We start from the raw sequence: 21,089 nt of genomic DNA, 5'->3' as shown, positions 1-21,089 counted from the left end.
TCCTGCTCTATCTCTCGCTTTAAAGCAGAATTATTCCTTTTACTGGTAAAATAATGCCCTATCTCTCGCTTTAGTGCGAAATTATTCCTTTTACTGGCAAAATTCTGCTCTATCTCTTGCTTTAAAGCAGAATTGTTCCTTATTCTAATAAAATAATCACATACCGACAGCTTCAACACCGCTTTAGGCACCTAATCTCGTCGTGTGCAGTGTTTTTTCTCCTGCAAGCGCAAGGCACAACTCATAAAACAAAAAATGAGGTGACTCAGGACGTATGGGTTCCGTAGCTTCTACCCTTAACAGACTAGAAGTTCTGATCCATACGAACGAGTCGCCCTCATAACAAGAGATTATTGTTGTTGTTGTCCTGTGTTTAAGTGAATTTGGTACCGCGGAATCCCTTGCCGTAAAGCCGTTCGCAATTCCTTAAGTTTCTTTTCTTTCGCTTTCCCCTGGAAGTTTCCGTCGTCATTAACATTCACCCAAACATGACTTCCAGCCATAATAATCATTCCTGGCCTAAAGCCTTTTAACTCGACGATTTCTCTAATTTTATCTTGGTCGTCGCCTAAATCCTGCCTGTCTGGTGTTAATGTACGGAAACTCGCGCTATGATTTACTTCTCCTTCATGTAGAGGAAATGGTCGGTGATTAATGACGTGGTAATTAATCGGACCAGGACCTAACATCCCATAGCTAATGTCTTGGCCTGTCACCTGTTGCCCAGATCCGCCTGGGTTTCCACCTAACGCTTGCGGCGGATTGGCTGGCGTACAAGCCGAAAGCAGTAAAGCACTTAATCCACAGCCAATTATGAACTTCTTCATTGTAGGGCACCTCCATTGCAACATTCATGAAGCTGCATTTATAGAGTACCCGTAACCCATCATTACTTACTGCACAAATTTACCCAACCTAGCTTTACGTTAGCTTCGCACTTTTTCCACTTTAACGAGCTGTGGTTTTTCAGGAACGACGTGACAATGACGACAACGTGGTTCATAACTTTCAGAAGCGCCAACTAAAATAATCGGGTCATGATAACTCGCCGGTCGCCCTTCAATCAAGCGCTGTGTCCTGCTCGCTGGTGAACCACAGCAAGGACAAACAGCATGTAATTTTTGTACTTCTTCCGCTAATGATAAGAGTAATGGCATCGGACCAAAAGGCTCTCCGCGAAAGTCCTGATCTAATCCTGCACAGATGACTCTTTTTCCTTTGTTAGCCAGCTCATCGACCACGCCAACAATGTTTTCGTCAAAAAATTGAATTTCATCAATTGCGACTACTTGTGTATCCTCTTGTACCGATTCTAAAATGTCTATAACCTGTCCAACTGGCTGAGCCATTACTTTAGAGCCACTATGTGAAACAACTTCGACTTCACTGTATCGATTATCGATCACCGGCTTAAAGACTTGAACCTTTAAATTTCCGTAGCTGACTCTTCGGACACGTCGGATAAGTTCTTCTGACTTTCCCGAGAACATACTTCCACAGATGACCTCAATCCAGCCTTCCTTTTTCATTAAGTACATGCAACGTTCCCCCACCTTATGCATTGTTGTTCTATATAAAAAGCTTCCATGCTACTCGATAAAAATTCTATGTTGAAAAAGCATTTATGCCTACCGTAACGCTTCAATGTGAATAGAATTTATACGTTCGTAACACTGGAGCTAGAGCTAATTAGGTTTAGTTTTTACACCTCTAGATATGAAAAAACAGGCAAGTTGTTACTTGCCTGTATCTTCCGAATCGGATATTACTTAAGGTTATATTTTTTCTTGAAGCGGTCAACACGGCCACCAGCATCAGCAAGCTTTTGCTTACCAGTGTAGAATGGGTGTGAATCAGCACTAATTTCCACTTTAAGTAATGGATACTCGTTACCGTCTTCCCACTCAATCGTTTCGTTTGAGTACTTCGTAGAACCGCTTAGAAACTTGAATCCAGTAGTTGTATCTAAGAATACCACTTTACGGTACTCAGGATGAATTTCTGGTCTCATTCGTTCTCAACTCCTTCCGCCCTGAATCTTTTCGAAACAGAGTTTAAAATCACACATGACGAAATTATAACAAGGCATAGACCATTTTGCAACTTTATTTTGAATATAGTTACTGGATAATACCGGAACTTTATCTTCTGCCTTTTTTAAACCCGCTCATCTCTTTTTCCATCGCTTCAAAAAAGTCTTCATTTGTCTTTGTTTCTTTAATTCTGCGAATGAAGTGGTCCATGAAGTCTGGCGAGTCTGTCATTGTTTTGCGAATCGCCCACATTTTTTCTAACTGATCTTTCGGTAAAAGCAGCTCTTCTTTACGCGTTCCTGAACGTAAAATATCAATCGCAGGGAAAATACGGCGTTCAGCCAATTTACGATCTAAGTGCAACTCCATGTTACCTGTACCTTTAAATTCTTCGTAAATGACATCGTCCATTCGAGAGCCAGTCTCTACTAACGCAGTAGCTAAGATCGTTAAGCTTCCACCCTCTTCAATATTTCTTGCAGCCCCGAAGAAACGTTTCGGTCGGTGGAACGCTGCAGGATCAATCCCCCCTGACAATGTACGTCCACTCGGTGGAATGACAAGGTTATAAGCACGCGCCAGTCGAGTTATACTATCCATTAAAATGACTACATCTTTCTTATGTTCCACAAGACGCATTGCCCGTTCTAATACTAATTCGGCTACTTTAATATGATTTTCTGGTACTTCATCAAACGTGGAACTAACCACTTCCGCTTTTACAGAACGTTCGATATCCGTTACTTCCTCTGGACGCTCATCAATAAGTAAGACGATCAGTTCAACATCCGGCTGGTTTTCAGCAATGCTGTTCGCTACTTCTTTTAGTAGTGACGTTTTACCAGCTTTTGGTGGCGCTACGATCAGACCACGTTGTCCAAAACCAACAGGTGAAATGACATCGATAATTCGTGATGAAATTTTTTTTGGGTTTGGCGTTTCTAATTGAATTTTTTCATTCGGATAAAGAGGAGTTAAGGCCGGAAAGTGAGGACGTTCTTTTGAAGTGTCTGGGTCTTCACCGTTTACCGCTTCTACATGTAAAAGTCCGTGATAACGCTCGTTTTCCTTTGGTGGTCTTACTTTACCTGAAACTTTATCACCATTTCTTAAATCAAATCGGCGAATTTGTGATGCGGAAATGTAAATATCTTCTTGGCTTGGAAGATAATTAATAGGTCTTAAAAATCCAAATCCTTCTGATTGAATAATTTCAAGAACACCTTCCATAAACATTAATCCATCTTTTTCAGCTTGTCCTTTTAAAATTGCAAAGATTAATTCTTTTTTGTTTAACTTACTATAGTAGGATACTTTATATTCTTTCGCAAGCTCATAAAGCTCTTTCAGCTTCTTATTTTCTAATTCTGCTAAATTAATTCCCATTGGGACACCACGCTTTTCTTTTATACTAAAACATACCACTTATTTAAATCAAATAAACACTTTTATACGTCAGCAGCCACACTTATGTACTTTGTGTTAATTTTTTTTAAAGTTTTAAATCACTGATTATATGGATCAAAAATGATTTTAAGCTGAATAAAATGAATAGAATTCATTCGGGAAACGATCTCTTAATAAAAGAAGGAGTAAAATGAAGTTTAATAGCATTTGAAAATGTAGGATCTATTTATTTTGCGTATAGTTACTATTTTAACCACAATCTTGCGTTTTATTCAATTATTCTTTACTAAAATTCACAAAAAAATTGGATACCACAGATTTTATCTGGTGGCATCCAATTTTTTTATTTGATGACTAAGTCTGGTTTCTTTTTCATACTATGCTTACCATCCACAAAACGGACAGTTCCTGATTTTGCACGCATTACTAATGATTGTGTTACGGCAGTAGTCCCTTTATAACGGACTCCTCTTAGAAGCTCTCCATCGGTTACACCGGTAGCTGCAAAGATTGCATCGTCACCTTTTACTAAATCATCCATCATTAAAATGCGATTTGGATCGTCAATTCCCATTTTACGGCAACGCTCTAATTCTTCTTCATTTTGTGGTAATAACTTTCCTTGAAGTTCTCCACCTAGACATTTTAGTCCGACCGCTGCTAGTACGCCTTCTGGTGCCCCTCCAGAACCTAGCATAATGTCTACACCAGTATCCTCAAAAGCCGTATTAATTGCAGCTGCTACATCACCATCAGGCATAAGTTTGATTCTAGCACCAGCCTCACGAATTTCCTTAATCATTTGCGCATGGCGCTCACGGTTTAAGATCGCGACAACTAAATCTTCAATATCCTTATTTTTTGCCTTCGCAACGGCAGCTAAATTCTCAGCGATAGGTGCATCAATATTGACTTTACCCACTGATTCTGGTCCTACTGCAATTTTATCCATATACATGTCTGGTGCATGTAATAAACAACCGTGATCAGCAACAGCAATGACAGCTAGTGCATTCCACTGACCGGATGCTACGATATTTGTTCCTTCTAACGGATCTACAGCAACATCGACACGAGGGCCATAGCCTGTCCCTAGCTTTTCACCTATGTATAACATCGGTGCTTCGTCCATTTCACCTTCACCGATAACAACGGTTCCTTTCATCGGAATCGTGTCAAATACATCACGCATAGCTCCAGTTGCCGCTTCGTCTGCCTCATCTTTTTTTCCGCGACCCATCCAACGTGCAGACGCAAGGGCTGCAGCTTCTGTTACTCGTACAAGCTCCATTGATAGACTTCGTTCCATATCGATTCTCCCCTTTTATTCAGTTGTTTGGAAAGCTGAACTGCCTGCTCCGAGCAGCTATGTTGAGGCCGCCAATACGTGCCTAACGTTAGACACGTTGAAGAACCTTACAACCATAGTCGCCTTAAGCCAAGCATCTTTCCTAACGATAAACTGCCATAAAATTAATCTCTATTATACTATACTACATTCCAGCTTTAGGATTGAAGTATCTATGAACTTTTTACTTGTTCGACTTCTTCATCGGACATTTTTTCACGCCAAACTTTAGCACCTAGGTTTAACAGTTTATTCTCTAAGTCCTCATAGCCGCGGTCTACATGTTCTAGACCTGTTAATTCAGTAACACCTTCTGCTAATAACCCGGCAATAACGAGTGCAGCACCCGCACGCAAATCACTTGCTCTAACTTTTGCACCTTGAAGTTTCGTAGGTCCAGAGATGATCGCCGAACGACCTTCCACTTTTACATTAGCCCCCATACGGCGTAATTCATCAATATGCTTAAATCGGGCATTATAAATTGTATCTGTTACAATGCTCGTTCCTTCTGCTTGAGTAAGCAATGTGCAGAATGGTTGCTGTAAATCAGTCGGAAACCCTGGATATACTAAAGTTTTAATATCAACGCCTGTTTTCGCAAGGCAATTGTGGATTAACACTTGATCGTCATTGGTCTCGATCTTTAAACCCATTTCGCGAAGCTTCGCAATTAACGACTCGACGTGATATGGAATAATATTATCGATTAAGATTTTTTGCCCAATTGCAGCAGCCATGATCATGTAGGTTCCTGCTTCAATCCTGTCAGGTATAATCGAATGGCGGCAACCATGTAATTCTTCTACACCGTCAATTCGAATGACGTTGGTTCCTACACCTTTAATTTTAGCACCCATGCTATTAAGCAATGTAGCCACATCAATAATCTCCGGCTCTTTTGCTGCATTTTCAATAATCGTACGACCTTTTGCTTTTACTGCTGCTAACATAATATTAATTGTCGCACCGACACTAACGACATCTAAATAAATTTTTGCGCCTCGTAGTTCATCCGCTCGTAAATAAATGGCTCCTTGCTCATTTGTTACGGTTGCTCCGAGTGCTTCAAAGCCTTTAATATGTTGGTCAATTGGTCTTGGCCCTAGATTACAACCACCCGGTAATCCAATCACTGCTTTTTTAAATTTTCCGAGCATCGCACCCATTAAATAGTAGGAAGCACGAAGCTTCTTCACTTTTCCATTAGGCAGAGGCATGGCTACCATATCTTTAGGGTCAACAATCATCTCATGATCTTTCAGCTCGACCTTTCCGCCTATTTCTTCTAATAAGTCTGCTAATAATTGTACATCTGATATTCTCGGTAAGTTATCAATCGTCACAGTGGAATCAGCTAATATTGCTGCCGGAATCAGGGCTACAGCACTATTTTTTGCACCGCTAATTTGTACTGTTCCCTCTAGAGGGTAACCACCTTCGATAAGTAATTTCTCCATACTGATTCACTTCCTCATCCAATCTCATCATTTTTAAAGTGAATGACCTATAATTTTGCTCATGTTATCATGCACATACTTCCCATTATAACCAATTTCAAAACCGATAAAGGCTTTTTTTAAAATTTTAAGTATTTTTTCATACCATTTTGGTAACTTACAAAAGAAAAAAGCCGACTCTCAATTTGTGTAGCTCCCTCCCGCACCTGATCAGTAAAATAAAGATGTCTAGCATCAGTAATCGGTAGTAGGGTGCCTGACACTAAGGTTGAGTGAGTCAGCTATTTTTTCTGTTCTTTATCTATATTTACTTTTGTTGTTTTTCCCAGTCGGCTAGAAATTTTTCTATTCCTTGATCCGTTAATGGGTGCTTAACGAGTTGATGAATTACTTTATATGGAATCGTTCCGATGTGTGCACCTCTTGCCGCTGCTTCACTCACATGAACAGGGTGTCTTATCGATGCAGCAATAATTTCTGTTTGAATTCCATGGACGTCAAAAATTTCAGCAATCTGATTGATTAAATCTAAACCATTGTGTCCAATATCGTCTAAGCGCCCAAGAAATGGAGAAACATATGTAGCACCTGCTCTAGCAGCAAGTAGGGCTTGAACCGCTGAGAAGATAAGCGTCACATTCGTTTTGATTCCCAACTCAGAAAAAGCATGTACTGCTTTAAGTCCGTCTACTGTCATCGGGACTTTAATTGTAATATTAGGGGCAATCGCCGCAAGCTCTTTTCCTTCTTCAATCATTCCTGCAGCATCTGTCGCAATAACCTCTGCGCTCACTGACCCTGATACAATTGCTGTAATTTCACGTAAACGTTCATGAAAATCAACACCTTCTTTAGCAACAAGTGAAGGATTGGTCGTCACCCCTGCTAAAATACCTAGATCATTCGCTTCGCGAATTTCATTAATATTTGCTGTATCGATAAAGAATTTCATTTTGCTCCCCCTATCCATTGTCATCGATTGCGTTTTTTCAACCATTAATAATGAAGAGTTAAAAGCAGAAATTTGATTCTGCCCTTAACTCTTGCTGATGAGTATTATGCTTTATTTGAAGAACCAAATTCACGCATTTTGCCTTTAACCGTTTCTTTAATTGCATCACGTGCAGGCCCTAAGAATTTTCTTGGGTCATAAAGATCTGGCTTTTCAGCTAAAACTTCGCGAACTGCTTTCGCTGAAGAAATTTGGCTTTCTGTATTTACATTGATTTTTGCGTGACCATATTCGATTGCTTTTTGAATATCTTTTGTTGGAATACCTGTTCCACCATGAAGAACTAGAGGAATACCAACTAATTCATCGATTTCTTTCATACGGTCAAAACCTAAGTTAGGCTCACCTTTATATGGACCGTGAACTGAACCTAATGCAGGCGCGAAGCAATCTACACCTGTTTCACGAACTAATTGCTCACACTCAGATGGAATCGCGTATGCTGCTTCTGCTTCATCAACGATTAAATCATCTTCTTGACCACCGATACGTCCAAGTTCAGCTTCTACAGATACTCCTAGAGCATGCGCAACAGCAACAACTTGTTTCGTTATAGCGATGTTTTCTTCAAGCGGGTGGTGAGAGCCATCGATCATAACCGATGTAAATCCAGCGTGAATAGCCTCTACACACTTTTCGAAACTTGATCCATGGTCTAAGTGAATTGCCACTGGAACCGTAACATTGTACTCTTCCATTAAAGATTTCACCATATTTACAACTGTTTTGAATCCACCCATGTAGCGAGCAGCACCTTCAGATACTCCACAAATGACTGGAGATTTTTCTTCTTCAGCTGCTAATAAAATCGCTTGAGTAAACTCCAAGTTATTTAAGTTAAATTGTCCAACAGCGTACTTCTCAGCCTTTGCTTTATTAAGCATTTCTGTCATTGAAACTAAAGGCATTTCTTCATCCTCCTTAAATTAAAGCTACATCTAGCCATCTAACTTACCGATATACGCGGGTAAATTCTTTTTCAAGATACCCTTAATGAGAAAAAAATATCCAAAATAAATAGTATGTATTCTAATCATTTCCTTGACTGGTAAGCTTAATATGACCGTAACCCATTATAGCATAACAATGCTTTTTGTAAAAAAGGAGACTGTGTTAATTCTTTAAGGCGAATTTTTGTCTAATAGACGGTGTTCAAAAAGTCAGGGAAAAATCTCTGAGAAAACGATCTTCGACTAAGCCCCTCACGTCCTGTGGGAGCATCGAAGTTACCACATCTGTGGAAGCTCGTTGGTTGTCGCTCTGTTCCCCACGTATTAAAGCATACGTTCCGGTATTCGCAGCTACACCATCTCGAACTTCTCCGATCTTTTTGTCCTCCTTTTTGAACACGAACTAATAACTTTGGTTATCCAATACTTTTTGATTTAAAGTTTTCTTTAATGACATTACGCACATCGTCAATATCGAAAGGCTTAGCGAAGTGATTAATCGCTCCTAAGTTAAGGGCCTCATTAATCATATTTAATTCCCCGTACGCTGTCATCATCATCACATCGACATGAGGTTTGATTTCCTTAACTCGCTTAAGTATTTCAAGACCATCCATTCCAGGAATTTTCATATCTAATAAAACGAGATCTGGTACTTCCTCTTCCACGATTTTCAGCGCTTGAACTCCGTTAGCGGCTTGAAACATTGTATACCCATCTTTTTGAAGAATTTCATTTAATAACACACGAATTCCATACTGATCGTCTACGACTAAGATTTTTTTTGGCAATGGTTTACCCTCCTGTTTGTTATCTATGTTTTAGGTTTTATTCTTTTCATTTAAATCCAATTATTTATATTCTCTATAAATTTGTGATTTTCCTCTTTTTTGGTTATATTCAATGAGAAAAATTATTTGAATGACTTAGAGGAGTATTAAAAAATGATACAAATATTCACAACCCAATTAAGCGGAAAAATGAAGTCGATAAAAGAAAAACACGAGGAATTGATTGAAGATTGCAGCCGTATGATGGCCCAATCAGTGGTTAGCGGACATTCTCTTTATTTATTTGCTGCAGGTGAAATGAAAAGTGTCATTCCGCAGTTTAAAGATGGAAGCGACAACTTTGAAAATGTAAAAGTAATCGAGGGCATGAAGGATTTTCCAGAATTAGACGATCAAGATACCGTTTTGATCTTCTCACCTAGCAGCCATGATGAAACAGCACTTGAAATAGCCCGTGCCTTAAAAGCGAAAAATAAACTATTTGTTGCAGTCATAGGCGAAACAAAAGAAGATCCAGTTGATGGTAACGGTTTACATTCTTTAACCGATCTGACATTTCAATTACAAGCCAGTCCAATGGTTCCTACCGATGACGGCTCCCGTATTGGAACGCCGACAGCTCTTCTTGCGCTGTTTGTCTTTCATTGCCTTCACTTAACAACCACAGATATTTTAGCTGAGTATGAGTGATTGTTTGTTGTTGAGGAACGTTCTAGATGCGTTTATAGAGTAAGCAATATTTGTGCTGACGGCATGTCGTTATATAGAATACATGAGCAACCTACCTATTTGACGTTTCGCCGATATCTGGTGTAGTTTCGCCGATATATTCAAAGTTGTGCCGATATCCGCTCCTGTTCCGCCGATATTTTAAAAGTTACGCCGATATCTGGTACGATTTCGCTGATAACTATACGCTACTTCGCCACCAAACCGCATTCACATCAAAAAAATAGAAAAAAACGAGTAGATCGCACGGATCTTACTCGTTTTTTTGCTTTTATATAAAATTCAGCTTAATTCAGCTCTTAAACTGCACCGTTTGAAGTCGTTTCTTTTACAACAGCGCCTTTATTTAATGAGGCGTTAATAAATTCACGGAATAACGGTTGTGGTCTTGTTGGTCTTGAAACAAATTCTGGGTGGAACTGAGATGCTACGTAAAACGGATGGTCTTGGATTTCAACGATCTCTACTAAACGGCCATCTGGGCTCGTCCCAGAGAAAACAAAACCTTTTTCTTCCATTTGTTGACGGTACTCATTATTGAACTCGTAACGGTGACGGTGACGCTCGTAAACCACTTGCTCTTCGTATGCTTGGTGAGCGACACTGCCTTCCACTAATTTACAAGGATACAATCCTAGACGTAACGTTCCGCCCATATCTTCAACATCTTTTTGCTCTGGTAAAAGATCAATGATCGGATAGTTTGTTTCTGGATTTAGCTCAGCTGAGTTTGCACCTTCTAATCCGAGGACGTTGCGTGCAAATTCGATTGATGCTAATTGCATTCCTAGGCAAATTCCTAACATAGGAACTTTGTTTTCCCTTGCAAATTGAAGCGCTGCAATTTTACCTTCAACACCGCGGTCCCCAAATCCACCAGGAATTAAAATCCCGTCAGCATCTCCAAGTAATTCTTTCACGTTCTCAGGTGTTACTTCTTCAGAATTTATCCATTTGATTTCAATATCTGAATCGAATGCGTACCCTGCATGGCGAAGCGCTTCTGCAACTGATAAATATGCATCCGGTAACGCAACATATTTACCAACAAGGGCGATCTTCGTTTTCTTTGAGAGGTTTTGTACTTTATTGACAAGTGCCTGCCACTCGACCATGTCCGCATCGCCGCATTGCAGACCTAAATAGTTACATACAATATCATCTAAGTCTTGAGCTTGAAGGTCTAATGGTACTTGATATAATGTTTCTGCATCGCGTGCTTCAATGACCGCATTTTTATCGATATCACAGAATAACGCAATTTTTTCTTTCATATCTTGAGGTACTGGCTTCTCTGTACGAACAACAATAACGTTCGGCTGAATTCCTAGACTGCGAAGTTCTTTTACACTATGTTGTGTCGGCTTCGACTTCATTTCGCCAGCAGCTGCTAAGTAAGGAATTAACGTACAGTGAACATACATAACATTGTTTACGCCAACGTCACTTTTAATTTGACGGATCGCCTCAAGGAACGGTAAGCTCTCGATATCACCTACAGTACCACCGATCTCTGTAATAACAACATCTGCTTTTGTTTCACGAGCGGCACGGAATACACGCTCTTTGATTTCGTTCGTAACATGTGGAATAACTTGTACTGTTCCGCCTAGGTAATCTCCGCGGCGTTCTTTTTTAATAACAGTTGAGTAAATTTTACCCGTTGTCACGTTACTGTTTTGGCTTAAGTTAATATCGATAAAACGCTCATAGTGACCTAAATCTAGATCTGTTTCCGCTCCATCATCGGTTACAAACACTTCCCCGTGCTGATATGGGCTCATTGTTCCTGGGTCCACGTTAATATAAGGGTCAAATTTTTGAATCGTTACTTTTACCCCTCGATTTTTTAATAAACGTCCTAGGGAAGCAGCTGTTATTCCTTTTCCTAATGAAGAAACAACGCCTCCGGTAACAAAAATATACTTCGTACTCAATCTCATCTACCCCTTTTGAAAAATATTTATCTGTTAGAGGATGTTCAAAAAGTCCGGGAAAATCTCTGAGAAAATGGATCTTCGACTAACCCCACGTCCTGTGGGAACATCGAAGTCAACACATCCTGTGGAAGCTTGTTGGTTTGTTGCTGTGTTCCTCACGTATTAAAAGCATACGCTGTGGTAGTCGCAACTGCACCGCCTCGAACTTCTCCGATCTTTTGGTCCTTCGTTTTGAACACGCACTGTAAAAAAAAATAATAAATTCCATTCATCGGTTGGCTCAATATGTAACTGTATGTCGGTTAGTATATCCTTGTATTGGTGAAAGAACCCAATAAAAAAACAAAAGTGAGACTTCTCCCTAAAAAGGGGGCGCTCACTTTTGTTAAACTACAGTTTATATATATTCGAATATTTAATTCTTCTTCAATAGCCCAAAAATGATTTTACCTAGTTCGACAAGAAAAGTCAAGATTATATATGTTTTATTCCTAACTTTTGTTTATAGCTCGTCTATTTTCAATGAATGACTTTTAACTTAATTCATCGTCCTCTTCGGCAGCTTCTTCATCTTCTTCATCAAACTCTTCCTCTTCATCATCCGAGAAGCCATCTAAATCTTCCTCTTCAAAATCTTCGCTGTCTTCGTTATCAGCTAATTCATCCAGCTCATCTTCGATTTCTTCAAATTCATCTTCGAAATCCTCGAACTCTTCATCAACTTCGAAGTCATCTTCTTCAGTGGTTTTTGCTTTTTTACGCGGCTTAGCTGTAATGATATCTTCTTCAATTTTTTCAATCGGATACCACGCCTTAAGGCCCCATTCGTTATCGCCAATACACATAAATCGGCCGTCTACGTTTAAATCTGTATAAAGGTATGAGATGCGCTTTTTCTTTTCTTCTTCTGACATACCTTTTAGTTCTACTACTCGGTTTAGTAAGTCAAAATAATTAAAAGTTTTTTGTTTATTTTCTTTTAAAACATGATATGCCACTTCAACCATTGATAGTTCGTCTAGTTCTTCACGGCTGTATGCACTAATACTCATACTCACGCACTCCTTTGTCATTTCGTTCATCTATTATGTAATGCTCTAGTTTAACTAGTTAAAAAATCATACTTTTCATTATAAACATATTTTAAGGTAATATGCTAGAAATGTTAAAAAAAATTCTAAAATCTACTACTTGACGCGAGGACTTAGTTAATTGTTCTATTGCAGTTTATGTCCCAATTTGCTGATGGATGAGACTGCTGTCAAAATTGTTGCCAGTTTTCCGTTTTTTTTGATTATAGTAACTTTTATTGTTGAGTACTGATGTTCAATTGACTGTACCTTGACTTTTTATCTTAGATCGAAGAGTGATCTGGCTTGGTGTTTTAGTTTATTGTCCGAATTGGTGATTTTATTGTCGGATTTCTTATTTTATTGTCCGGATCGAAGAGTTTATTGTCCGATTTTTTATTTTATTGTCCGAATTCGTGATTATATTGTCCAAAGTATGTCCAGCGCCACTTTATTATTACAATATGAGTTCATTTCAATTAATCGATTACTAGTGAGCAATCTACTATAGTCACACGTTGAAGCCGGACTTGAGCGCATATTTAAACGACGAGATACATGCCTCTAAGCTGAAAAAGAAGCTGACTCGCCGGTGTCTGTCAGCTCTTCGCTGTTGCATACACTTTGAGTCAGCTTCTATTACCTTTAGAAGTTTATTTCTACTACTTACATGTTACGACGGTATTGGCCACCGACTTGATATAATGCAGATGTGATTTGGCCAAGACTTGCTACTTTAACTGTCTCCATCAACTCAGCAAAGATGTTTCCACCGCTCATTGCTGTTTCTTGTAGGCGTTTTAAAGCTGCTGCTGATTCGTCTTTATGACTCTCTTGGAACGCTCTTAAGTTCGCAATTTGTTGCTCTTTTTCTTCCTTCGTTGCACGTGCTAATTCCATTTCAAACTCTTCTTCTTCTGGTTGATTTGGATTAATGTACGTGTTTACACCGATGATCGGTAACTCACCTGTGTGTTTTAGCATCTCATAATGCATGGACTCTTCTTGAATTTTTGAACGTTGATACTGTGTTTCCATTGCACCTAACACACCACCACGATCATTGATGCTTTCTAACTCGCGAAGTACTGCTTCTTCCACTAAGTCCGTTAGCTCATCAATGATGAATGAACCTTGAAGTGAGTTTTCGTTTTTCGCAAGTCCTAACTCTTTTGTAATGATCATTTGAATAGCCATCGCACGACGAACAGATTCTTCTGTTGGTGTTGTGATCGCTTCATCGTATGCATTCGTGTGTAACGAGTTACAGTTATCATAGATTGCCATTAACGCTTGAAGCGTAGTACGGATATCATTAAAGTCAATTTCTTGAGCATGTAATGAACGACCTGAAGTTTGGATGTGATACTTTAACTTCTGGCTGCGCTCATTCGCCTCATATTTTTTCTTCATAACTGTTGCCCAAATACGACGAGCGACACGGCCGATTACTGTATATTCAGGATCTAAACCGTTACTGAAGAAGAATGATAGGTTTGGAGCAAAATCGTCAATGTTCATACCGCGGCTTAAGTAGTACTCCACGTACGTGAAGCCGTTAGCTAGTGTAAATGCAAGCTGACTGATTGGGTTCGCTCCAGCTTCAGCAATGTGATAGCCTGAGATCGATACTGAATAGTAGTTTCTTACTCTTTGATCGATGAAATATTGTTGAATGTCACCCATCATACGAAGAGCAAACTCGGTTGAGAAAATACACGTGTTTTGTCCTTGGTCTTCTTTTAAAATATCAGCTTGAACGGTACCACGAACCGTTTGAAGTGTATATTCCTTCACTTGAGCTACTTCTTCTGCTGTTGCTTTTCTACCTTTTTCTTCTTCAAACTTTTGTAATTGCTGCTCAATTGCTGTATTCATAAACATTGCTAGAATGATCGGCGCTGGACCATTAATTGTCATTGAAACAGATGTTGATGGCGCGCATAGGTCAAAGCCAGCATATAGTTTCTTCATATCATCTAATGTACAAATGCTTACGCCACTCTCACCGACTTTACCGTAAATATCTGGACGGTAATCTGGGTCTTCCCCATATAAAGTAACAGAGTCAAATGCTGTACTTAGACGTTTAGCATCATCGTCTTTTGATAAGTAGTGGAAACGGCGGTTTGTACGTTCTGGTGTACCTTCACCAGCAAACTGACGCTTCGGATCTTCTCCTTTGCGTTTGAATGGGAATACTCCAGCCGTGTAAGGGAATGAACCAGGAACGTTTTCCTTCATGGACCAATTTAAAATTTCGCCCCAGTCTTTAAACTTAGGTAGAGCTACTTTAGGAATTTTTAATCCAGATAAGCTTTCTGTTGTCAGTTCTGTCACAATTTCTTTGTCACGAATTTTCGTAACGAAAGAGTCTCCAGAATATTTTTCTTTCAAACCTTCCCAGTTATCAAGAATTGCTCTTGCTTGTGGATCAAGCTTGTTTTCGTAATGCGATTTCGTTTGCTCGAGTTGAGTGATAACGCTCTCGTCTGCATTTCCTACTTCTTGAAGAGCTGAGATTGTTCCTGTAATTTGGAATAACTTGCGAGCAATTTCAACTTGCTCTTCTGTTACTTTTTTATACTCACGAATCGATTGTACGATTTCACGTAAGTAGTGTGTTCTGTCCGGTGGAATGATTAAGTTATCCTTCACCACATCTTTACTTGTTTCAATGTTTGTTACCCAATCTGTTCCACACTTTTTATTTAACGTATCAACGATCGCTTTAAATAATGTGTTTGTACCAATGTCATTGAATTGGCTTGCGATTGTACCGTATACAGGCATGCTTTCTAAGTCTTGATCGAATAAGTTACGGCTGCGTTGGTATTGTTTACGCACGTGGCGAAGCGCATCTTCTGAACCTTTACGTTCAAATTTATTGATCGCGATAAGGTCGGCAAAATCGATCATATCGATTTTTTCAAGCTGTGTAGGCGCACCGAACTCACTTGTCATCACGTACATCGCTACATCAGAAACCTCTGTAATTTCTGCATCCCCTTGACCAATTCCGCTCGTCTCAACGATTACAAGATCATATCCTGCTGCTTTTGCTACGTTAATTGCATCTTGAATGCTTTCAGAAATCTCACTTCTTGAGCTTCTTGTTGCTAAGCTACGCATGAACACACGTGGCGTGTTAATGGAATTCATACGAATACGGTCACCTAGTAGAGCTCCACCCGTTTTTTGTTTTGTAGGGTCGATGGAAAGGATAGCGATCGTTTTCTCTGGGAATTCATTTAGAAAACGACGAACGATTTCGTCTGTTAATGAACTTTTACCGGCTCCACCTGTTCCTGTAATACCAAGGACAGGAACGTTTTGCGTGATTTGCTTTAGTTCATTTAATGTTTTTTCTGCTGTTGCTGCAGCTTCATTTAAGCCTATTGCTTGTTGCTCTGCTAGAGAGATCAGTCTTGCAACTGCACGAGCATTTTTTTCTTTTAGTTGATCGACTTCATCCGAAAGGTCACGTACTGTTGGGAAGTCACAATCTTCAAGCATTCCGTTTATCATTCCTTGAAGACCATGTTGACGGCCGTCTTCCGGGGAGAAGATACGCGAAATTCCATACTCATGTAATTCTTTAATTTCTGGAGGTGTGATTACTCCACCACCGCCGCCGTAAATTCGAATGTGGCCTGCACCTTTTTCTTGCAGTAAGTCATACATGTATTTGAAATATTCCATGTGGCCGCCTTGGTAAGACGAGATGGCGATCCCTTGTACATCTTCTTGAATAGCCGCTTCAACTACCTCTTCAACCGAACGGTTATGACCTAAGTGAATTACCTCTGCCCCACTTGCTTGAATAATACGTCTCATAATATTAATCGAAGCATCGTGTCCATCGAATAAACTTGAAGCTGTAACAAAGCGTACTGCATTTTTTGGACGATAAATTTCAACCGTTTGCATACTTAATTCCACCCTTTCTTCTCTACATTGCTGATGGTTATTTAATAATGCCTTTTAAAATATGTTCTATTTGAAGCTCTGTATATTGTTCTAATGTAAATTGCTTTTTCAATACCCAGCGTCTAAACGTCCACATATGTCCTTGAACAAGAATGTTATGAGCTACTAGCTTGATTTCCGCTTCTTCCTCTAAATCGAGCAGGCCGTCATCAACACAGTCTCGAACGATCGATTCGATCATTTCGGTCATTTCATTTTCTTTTTGAAGAACATATGGTAACGCTTCTTTTGGTAACGATTTAGCTTCTTGGTACATGACAAGTACTTCGTCTTTCATTTCGTCAACGACTTTAAAATAAGAAGCAATGGCTTGTTTGAGCCTGTCAATTCCTGAGCTGTCATTATCTAAATATTGTTTCAGGCGATCACGAACTTCCTCATAAATCGCATCACAGACAAGATATAGAACATCTTCCTTTGAACCAATGTATTCGTAAAGTGTCCCAATACTGAACCCTGACTCTTTTGCTATTTCTCGAGTGGTCGTTCTGTGAAAGCCCTTCTCTTTAAATAAGTTAACTGCACCTTTGATCATTTGCTCACGTCGCTTTTTAATGAGCTGTTGATCCTTTACCATCGAAGGCACTTTCTTTTTTCGCAATATAAGACACCTCACTTTATTCCGGTAGCAGGTACCTTTAGTACTGTACTCTGTTAAAGGTACCTGCTACCCGTCTCTCTTTTTCTATAGAATGAATTAGTCTGCTAGAAGCATTTTTGAGATAACGAGACGTTGGATTTCGTTCGTTCCCTCGTAGATTTGCGTAATTTTCGCATCACGCATGTAGCGCTCTACTGGGTAATCTTTTGTATAACCGTATCCACCGAACACTTGAACAGCTTCTACTGTCACTTCCATTGCAATGTCTCCAGCGAATAGTTTTGACATCGCAGCCTCTAGCGCGTTTGGAATTCCTTCACTTTTTTGCCAAGCCGCTTGATACGTTAGTAGGCGAGCCGCTTCAATTTTTGTAGCCATATCTGCTAGTTTGAAGCCAATCCCTTGTTGTGCTCCGATTGATTTACCAAATTGTTTACGCTCTTTCGCATAGCCGATAGCAGCATCTAATGCACCTTGTGCAATTCCTAATGCTTGAGCAGCGATACCGTTACGCCCGCCATCTAGTGTCATCATGGCAACCTTAAATCCTTCGCCCTCTTTACCAAGAATGTTTTCTTTTGGTACACGTAAATCTTCAAAGATGATCTCAGCTGTAGGCGATGAACGAATTCCTAGTTTCTTTTCTTTCTTCCCTACTGAAAATCCTGGCATGTCGCTTTCTACGATAAATGCTGTAATTCCTTTGTGCTTTTTATCTGCATCTGTTACAGCAAAAACAACATAAATGTCTGCAACTCCACCGTTTGTAATGAAGATTTTAGAGCCATTTAAAACGTAATGGTCGCCATCTTCTTTTGCTGATGTTTTCATGCTCGCTACGTCAGAACCTGCACCTGGCTCTGTTAAACCGTAAGCACCGATACTGCACCCTTCAGCTAATGCACGTAAATATTTTTGTTTTTGCTCTTCTGTTCCGAACTTGTAGATTGGCCAGCTGCAAAGTGAAACGTGTGCTGATAGTGTAACACCTGTCGAAGCACATACTCGTGAAAGCTCTTCAACAGCGATAGCGTAACTTACATAGTCGGCTCCAATTCCGCCGTACTCTTCCGGGAACGGGATCCCTGTAAGACCTAGCTCAGCCATTTTATCAAAAATAGCACGGTCAAAACGCTCTTCTTCATCACGCTCTTCAGCCGTTGGACCTACTTCGTTTTCAGCGAAATCTCTAATCATTTTTCTCAGCATTTCTTGTTCTTCTGTTAATTGAAAGTTCATTGTTATCTCTCCCTTTGTTTTTGGTTTTTAGTTCTCAAACTTATTGACGATCGTCATTTTTTTCGTTTTTATTAACAGGCTTTAATTAATCAGCCATCAAATACTTGTTAATTACCATCTTCTGAATTTCACTTGTACCTTCATAGATTTCAGTTACTTTTGCATCTCGGAAGAAACGCTCCACTGGGTATTCTTTCGTGTAACCGTAGCCGCCGAATACTTGAACCGCCTCAATCGCAACTTCTACTGCCGTACGTGATGCAAACAGTTTTGCCATGGAAGCTTGTTGACCACATTTTAGACCACGGTCTTTTAGATTAGCTGCTTGATAGACTAATAGTTTTGCTGCTTCAACTTTTGTCGCCATATCCGCTAATTTAAAGCCTAGACCTTGTTGAGTCCCAATCGCTCGGCCAAATTGTTTACGCTCTTTCGCATAATTCGTCGCTGCTTCTAAAGCGGCTTCTGCAATGCCTAAAGCTTGCGCTGCAATTCCAATACGGCCATTGTCTAAATTAGACATCGCGATCTTAAACCCTTCGCCTTCTTGACCAAGTAGATTTCCTGCTGGTACGATCGCATCTTCAAACATAAGCATAACCGTATTTGACCCGTGAAGACCCATTTTCTTTTCTTTCTTCCCTACTGTAAATCCAGGTGTATCTTTTTCAACGATAAATGCAGAAATTCCACGCGAGCCTGCTTCTTGGTTCGTTGAGGCGAAGACCACATACGTATCAGCTTCTCCACCATTTGTAATAAAAACTTTAGAGCCATTTAAAACGTAATGATCACCTTTTTTTACCGCTGATGTTTTTAAACTTCCTGCATCAGATCCAGCGCTTGGTTCTGTTAAACCAAATGCTCCTAAAAATTCACCTGACGCTAATTTGGGGACATATTTTTGTTTTTGCTCTTCTGTACCAAAGTAAAGAATCGGGTTTGTACCAACCGAAGTGTGTACCGATAAAATAACCCCAACTGTTGCACTTACTTTTGACAGCTCATTAATCGCAATAATATAAGAAGTAAAATCCATTCCTGCTCCGCCAAACTCTTCAGGAATTGGAATTCCCATTAAACCAAGCTCACCCATTTGGTCTACAATCTGGCGAGGAAATGTATCATTTTCTTCCATTTCTTCAATAAAAGGAGTAATTTGTTCGTTTGCAAAATCGCGAACCATTTTTCTCATCATTTCTTGTTCTTCTGTAAAACGTAAATTCATTTTTTATCACTCCACTATTAAAAAGTCTTAGTTGTAGACATAGAAGCCGCGACCAGATTTCTTACCAAGCCATCCAGCCTTCACGTATTTGCGAAGTAATGGACACGGACGGTATTTATCGTCACCAAAGCCTTCATGTAATGTTTCCATGATGTATAGGCAAGTATCTAAACCAATAAAGTCAGCGAGTGTTAAAGGTCCCATCGGGTGGTTCATACCTAATTTCATAACTTCGTCAACGGCTTCCGGAGTTGCTACTCCTTCAAATACCGTATAGATTGCTTCATTGATCATTGGCATTAAAATACGGTTTGAAACAAATCCAGGGAAGTCGTTAACCTCAACCGGGATTTTACCTAATTGACGAGAAAGATCTTCGATGACACCGTAAACCTCATCCGTTGTTGCTAGACCACGAATAATTTCAACTAGTTTCATAACAGGTACTGGGTTCATAAAGTGCATACCAATTACTTTTTCTGGACGATTTGTTACTGCTGCAATTTCTGTAATCGGTAATGATGATGTATTGGTTGCTAAAATCGTATGTTCAGGTGCAATTTGATCTAATTCACTGAAGATCTTTTGCTTAATTTCCATGTTTTCAACCGCAGCTTCGATCACTAAATCTACTTTTGCTGCATTTTGTAGATCTGTTGAAGGCGTAATGCGTGCAAGGATTGCGTTACGCTCGTCTTCTGTCATTCTGCCTTTTTCTACTTGGCGATCTAGGTTTTTCTTAATTGTGTTCATTCCTCTTTCAACGAATTCAGCCTTTAAGTCATGCATAAACACTTGAACTCCAGCCATTGCATGAACTTGAACGATCCCTGATCCCATTTGTCCTGCACCAATTACCATTACTGTTTGAACTGTCATTGTTTCATCTCTCCAATCTGACTATTTAATTTCAAAAGAATTTAGTTTAGCTTGCTATTGTGAAAAAAGCCTTTCGTGGACTTTGCACTTCTCTTGACATTCATAAGTTTCTTCCTTAGAGGCGGGAGAAGCACGAGTACCGAATTTAGCGGACACACAGGCCTTTATATTCGGTAAAAGCCGCTTTTTTCTTATGGTAACGGACTCTGAGGCCGTTATTTATTAGTTTTCCTAGCTTATATGGGCCATTTTAAGCAAATAAGGGCCTCTCAGTCCGCTAAGTGCTTAAAATTGCTGTTTTTTGTAGAAATAGCGTCTTCTGAGTCCGCTAAAATAGATCGGGTACTTGATTCCTAGAATACAAGGTAGTTTTAGCTGTCATGCGGAGGAGCTCCAGTTCTTACGACGCTGA

General features: G+C 39.7%; 17 protein-coding genes. 1 reads left to right on the top strand and 16 read right to left on the bottom strand.

What is annotated here, in order from left to right; all coding sequences use genetic code 11:
• Window positions 1-350: 350 nt before the first annotated feature.
• From AC2VNP_RS09380 to AC2VNP_RS09340, 9 genes are all read right to left on the bottom strand, one after another.
• The gene (locus AC2VNP_RS09380) at window positions 351-827 is read right to left on the bottom strand and encodes a hypothetical protein (protein ID WP_486917078.1); all 477 of its coding nucleotides are present in this window, start codon (window positions 825-827) and stop codon (window positions 351-353) included.
• 99 nt (window positions 828-926) lie between these two features.
• The gene (locus AC2VNP_RS09375) at window positions 927-1,538 is read right to left on the bottom strand and encodes a thymidine kinase (protein WP_486917077.1); all 612 of its coding nucleotides are present in this window, start codon (window positions 1,536-1,538) and stop codon (window positions 927-929) included.
• A 227-nt stretch (window positions 1,539-1,765) separates the two neighbouring features.
• Window positions 1,766-2,011 (bottom strand): type B 50S ribosomal protein L31, encoded by a 246-nt coding sequence (locus AC2VNP_RS09370; RefSeq protein WP_486917076.1) that lies wholly within the window; start codon window positions 2,009-2,011, stop codon window positions 1,766-1,768.
• Between the two features lie 130 nt (window positions 2,012-2,141).
• Window positions 2,142-3,419 carry a transcription termination factor Rho gene (gene rho / locus AC2VNP_RS09365; protein WP_275119291.1) on the bottom strand — a complete coding sequence of 426 codons (1,278 nt, stop codon included), beginning with the start codon at window positions 3,417-3,419 and terminating at the stop codon, window positions 2,142-2,144.
• A 364-nt stretch (window positions 3,420-3,783) separates the two neighbouring features.
• Window positions 3,784-4,749: a class II fructose-bisphosphatase gene (gene glpX / locus AC2VNP_RS09360; RefSeq protein WP_486917075.1), complete on the bottom strand. Its 966-nt coding sequence runs from the start codon at window positions 4,747-4,749 to the stop codon at window positions 3,784-3,786.
• 212 nt (window positions 4,750-4,961) lie between these two features.
• Window positions 4,962-6,248 carry a UDP-N-acetylglucosamine 1-carboxyvinyltransferase gene (murA, locus tag AC2VNP_RS09355; protein ID WP_486917074.1) on the bottom strand — a complete coding sequence of 429 codons (1,287 nt, stop codon included), beginning with the start codon at window positions 6,246-6,248 and terminating at the stop codon, window positions 4,962-4,964.
• Window positions 6,249-6,555: 307 nt separating this feature from the next.
• On the bottom strand, window positions 6,556-7,200 hold the full coding sequence (gene fsa, locus AC2VNP_RS09350) for a fructose-6-phosphate aldolase (RefSeq protein ID WP_486917073.1): 645 nt from the start codon (window positions 7,198-7,200) through the stop codon (window positions 6,556-6,558).
• A gap of 104 nt (window positions 7,201-7,304) precedes the next feature.
• Window positions 7,305-8,168 (bottom strand): class II fructose-1,6-bisphosphate aldolase, encoded by an 864-nt coding sequence (gene fba / locus AC2VNP_RS09345; RefSeq protein WP_486917072.1) that lies wholly within the window; start codon window positions 8,166-8,168, stop codon window positions 7,305-7,307.
• Between the two features lie 458 nt (window positions 8,169-8,626).
• On the bottom strand, window positions 8,627-9,001 hold the full coding sequence (locus AC2VNP_RS09340; protein ID WP_486917071.1) for a response regulator: 375 nt from the start codon (window positions 8,999-9,001) through the stop codon (window positions 8,627-8,629).
• A 153-nt stretch (window positions 9,002-9,154) separates the two neighbouring features.
• Between AC2VNP_RS09340 and AC2VNP_RS09335 the strand changes: the two genes are divergently transcribed.
• Window positions 9,155-9,691: a DUF2529 family protein gene (locus tag AC2VNP_RS09335; protein WP_486917070.1), complete on the top strand. Its 537-nt coding sequence runs from the start codon at window positions 9,155-9,157 to the stop codon at window positions 9,689-9,691.
• Between the two features lie 338 nt (window positions 9,692-10,029).
• On the opposite strand, the gene pyrG is transcribed toward AC2VNP_RS09335, so the two are convergent.
• The 7 genes from pyrG to AC2VNP_RS09300 all read right to left on the bottom strand — a co-directional run bounded on the left by pyrG (window position 10,030) and on the right by AC2VNP_RS09300 (window position 20,677).
• Entirely contained in the window at window positions 10,030-11,667 is a 1,638-nt protein-coding gene (gene pyrG, locus AC2VNP_RS09330; RefSeq protein WP_486917069.1) for a CTP synthase, read from the bottom strand.
• Window positions 11,668-12,203: 536 nt separating this feature from the next.
• Window positions 12,204-12,722: a DNA-directed RNA polymerase subunit delta gene (gene rpoE, locus AC2VNP_RS09325; RefSeq protein ID WP_486917068.1), complete on the bottom strand. Its 519-nt coding sequence runs from the start codon at window positions 12,720-12,722 to the stop codon at window positions 12,204-12,206.
• 684 nt (window positions 12,723-13,406) lie between these two features.
• Window positions 13,407-16,670: a fused isobutyryl-CoA mutase/GTPase IcmF gene (icmF, locus tag AC2VNP_RS09320; protein ID WP_486917067.1), complete on the bottom strand. Its 3,264-nt coding sequence runs from the start codon at window positions 16,668-16,670 to the stop codon at window positions 13,407-13,409.
• A 37-nt stretch (window positions 16,671-16,707) separates the two neighbouring features.
• Window positions 16,708-17,331, bottom strand: coding sequence for a TetR/AcrR family transcriptional regulator (locus AC2VNP_RS09315; RefSeq protein ID WP_486917066.1), 624 nt, complete (start codon window positions 17,329-17,331; stop codon window positions 16,708-16,710).
• A 96-nt stretch (window positions 17,332-17,427) separates the two neighbouring features.
• Window positions 17,428-18,570 carry an acyl-CoA dehydrogenase gene (locus AC2VNP_RS09310; protein WP_486917065.1) on the bottom strand — a complete coding sequence of 381 codons (1,143 nt, stop codon included), beginning with the start codon at window positions 18,568-18,570 and terminating at the stop codon, window positions 17,428-17,430.
• 85 nt (window positions 18,571-18,655) lie between these two features.
• Window positions 18,656-19,798 (bottom strand): acyl-CoA dehydrogenase, encoded by a 1,143-nt coding sequence (locus AC2VNP_RS09305; RefSeq protein ID WP_486917064.1) that lies wholly within the window; start codon window positions 19,796-19,798, stop codon window positions 18,656-18,658.
• A 27-nt stretch (window positions 19,799-19,825) separates the two neighbouring features.
• The gene (locus tag AC2VNP_RS09300; protein WP_486917063.1) at window positions 19,826-20,677 is read right to left on the bottom strand and encodes a 3-hydroxybutyryl-CoA dehydrogenase; all 852 of its coding nucleotides are present in this window, start codon (window positions 20,675-20,677) and stop codon (window positions 19,826-19,828) included.
• Window positions 20,678-21,089: the final 412 nt, after the last annotated feature.

It is taken from the genome of Alkalihalobacterium sp. TH-98, from assembly GCF_057473385.1.
The sequence above is the reverse complement of the archived record's forward strand: the minus strand, read 5'-3'. Positions and strand labels throughout refer to the sequence as shown.

Bases quoted from the DNA above. Each gene is read 5' to 3' on its own strand.
- AC2VNP_RS09380 (WP_486917078.1), bottom strand. From the start codon at position 827: ATGAAGAAGTTCATAATTGGCTGTGGATTAAGTGCTTTACTGCTTTCG.
- AC2VNP_RS09375 (WP_486917077.1), bottom strand. From the start codon at position 1,538: ATGTACTTAATGAAAAAGGAAGGCTGGATTGAGGTCATCTGTGGAAGT.
- AC2VNP_RS09370 (WP_486917076.1), bottom strand. From the start codon at position 2,011: ATGAGACCAGAAATTCATCCTGAGTACCGTAAAGTGGTATTCTTAGAT.
- rho (WP_275119291.1), bottom strand. From the start codon at position 3,419: ATGGGAATTAATTTAGCAGAATTAGAAAATAAGAAGCTGAAAGAGCTT.
- glpX (WP_486917075.1), bottom strand. From the start codon at position 4,749: ATGGAACGAAGTCTATCAATGGAGCTTGTACGAGTAACAGAAGCTGCA.
- murA (WP_486917074.1), bottom strand. From the start codon at position 6,248: ATGGAGAAATTACTTATCGAAGGTGGTTACCCTCTAGAGGGAACAGTA.
- fsa (WP_486917073.1), bottom strand. From the start codon at position 7,200: ATGAAATTCTTTATCGATACAGCAAATATTAATGAAATTCGCGAAGCG.
- fba (WP_486917072.1), bottom strand. From the start codon at position 8,168: ATGCCTTTAGTTTCAATGACAGAAATGCTTAATAAAGCAAAGGCTGAG.
- AC2VNP_RS09335 (WP_486917070.1), top strand. From the start codon at position 9,155: ATGATACAAATATTCACAACCCAATTAAGCGGAAAAATGAAGTCGATA.
- rpoE (WP_486917068.1), bottom strand. From the start codon at position 12,722: ATGAGTATTAGTGCATACAGCCGTGAAGAACTAGACGAACTATCAATG.
- icmF (WP_486917067.1), bottom strand. From the start codon at position 16,670: ATGCAAACGGTTGAAATTTATCGTCCAAAAAATGCAGTACGCTTTGTT.
- AC2VNP_RS09310 (WP_486917065.1), bottom strand. From the start codon at position 18,570: ATGAACTTTCAATTAACAGAAGAACAAGAAATGCTGAGAAAAATGATT.
- AC2VNP_RS09305 (WP_486917064.1), bottom strand. From the start codon at position 19,798: ATGAATTTACGTTTTACAGAAGAACAAGAAATGATGAGAAAAATGGTT.
- AC2VNP_RS09300 (WP_486917063.1), bottom strand. From the start codon at position 20,677: ATGACAGTTCAAACAGTAATGGTAATTGGTGCAGGACAAATGGGATCA.